The 1,822-nt window shown below is 58.5% G+C and carries 2 protein-coding genes; both read left to right on the top strand.

Features of this window, described 5'->3' with window-relative positions; translation table 11 throughout:
- Positions 1-275: hypothetical protein (locus tag E1J61_RS37680; RefSeq protein WP_165971631.1), on the top strand; the 275-nt coding region annotated here is incomplete at its 5' end.
- Positions 276-294: 19 nt separating this feature from the next.
- A partial coding sequence (locus tag E1J61_RS36535; RefSeq protein ID WP_133098615.1) for an ATPase, T2SS/T4P/T4SS family occupies positions 295-1,822 on the top strand: 1,528 nt, incomplete at its 3' end.

Below are 1,822 nucleotides of genomic sequence, written 5' to 3'. Positions count from 1 at the left end.
AGGAAGGCTATGAAGTCATGCCAGGCTGGTACGTGGACTCCATTACTTCGCAGCGGGTGAACTTCACGCGTGGAAAGAAAAGAGGAAAGGGGGTCACGCGTCATATCGTCTACCTGTCCGAGCCCGCAACCGTCGCAACCGCGCAATCCCGCGGCATTTCATCGCCTTCTGGCTTCGGCACTTCGTTGCCGCCTATCGTCGCGCCGACTCCGACGCAAGTCAGCCGTCTGGCGCAGACATTGACGAACATGGCAGCTGGCGCGGCCAAGCGCTAAGCGGCACGAGAGCACGTTGATGAACGCCATTGCGAACCTCCTTGGCTTTGGGCCTAAGAAGCCGGCTGTAGTCGCGCCGGTGCCCAAGCGCAAAGTCGCGGCGAAGCAACCCGCGCAGCCCGCCCCCGAGCAGCACCAGTGGGCGCGCAGCTTTGCCGAGATTCCTACGTATCGTTGTATTCATACGGGGAAAAAGAGTGACTTGGCAAAAGGCGTCACCGACGAGTTTCGTCGCGGCTGCATTGCCTTGGGGAACGAGAAGGCCGCGACCTTCTACGTCGAACCAAAATTCCACGAAGATCGGAAGAATCTCGTTCGCTCCATGGCGGCCCAGCTTCGAACGGCCGGCATCCGGATTGACAACTACTACTACGCGCCAGCCGAGCTGATCGCCCAGCTCTACGCGACCGAAGCTACGCTGAATACGAGCAACGGCGTGCTTGCGGAAGGCATTACGTCTGCGGAGATCTTCTGGAACGAGATGATCGACCAGGGACTATCGATGGGAGCAACGGACCTGCACGTTCTGCTCGAGGAGGCGAGTCGAACCGGAACTTTGATGTACCGGGTGAACGGAGATCTGATCCCTCCCAGAACCGCAGACAAAGGCATCTATCCGATTGACACCGTAAAGGATGCGGTGGCCTTCGCTTACAACAAGCTGCACGCGGAGAAAACCAATAACGATGCGGGGTTCAGCACGGCGATTGATCTCGAGTGCATGGTTCCGTATGACAACGGCAAAGAGGCCTTCAATATCCGCTATACGGGCACCCCGAACTTTGGAGGGTTCACCGTCTATTTGCGATATCTCTTCTCGAAGACCACAGATTGGTCGTCGCCACAGGGGGCTGGCTACTCTGCCGATCAAGAGGCCTTGCTGTTCTCTGCCATGCGGGCGCGGAAGGGCGCAATTAGCATCTCAGGTATCACCGGTTCGGGTAAGTCGACAACGGCCAAATACTTTCTGGAATCGGTCGACCAACTGAACGGACATCGCCTGAACATCATCACCGTCGAGCACCCTGTCGAATACAAGATCCAAGGTGCTCGCCAGAAGACGATTCAGGAAACGACCCCAGATGCGTGGAGAGACGTCCAGCGGCGCCTCGTTCGAGAAGACCCGGATGCCGTCTTCATCGGTGAAGTCCGATGCATTGAATCTGGACAGACGGCCAAGATCATGAACGAAACGGGGCACCTCACCCTGTTCACGGTGCACGCAGACTCCGTGCTCGGCGTCTTCAACCGTTTGGTTGACCCGACGATTGGCTTCACTTTGGGGACGCTGACTATGCCGAACTTCTGGAACCTGATCGTCTACCAGGCGCTGGTTCCCACGCTCTGCGAGGACTGCAAGCAGCCCCTGGCCGACCATTTGCCCGACCTCGCGCAGTTTCTTCAGGACCGGTTCAGTCTCGATACGAGTCGCATGCGCGTACGCAATGAACACGGGTGCGACTCGTGCCATCACACCGGCGTCGCTGGGGTTGAGGTGGTCGCAGAGATGCTGCAGCCGACCCGCGCAATCCTGGACAAGCTCCGCA

The organism is Cupriavidus sp. L7L (assembly GCF_004353535.1).
Taxonomy (GTDB): Bacteria; Pseudomonadota; Gammaproteobacteria; order Burkholderiales; family Burkholderiaceae; genus Cupriavidus; species Cupriavidus oxalaticus_A.
The sequence above is the reverse complement of the archived record's forward strand: the minus strand, read 5'-3'. Positions and strand labels throughout refer to the sequence as shown.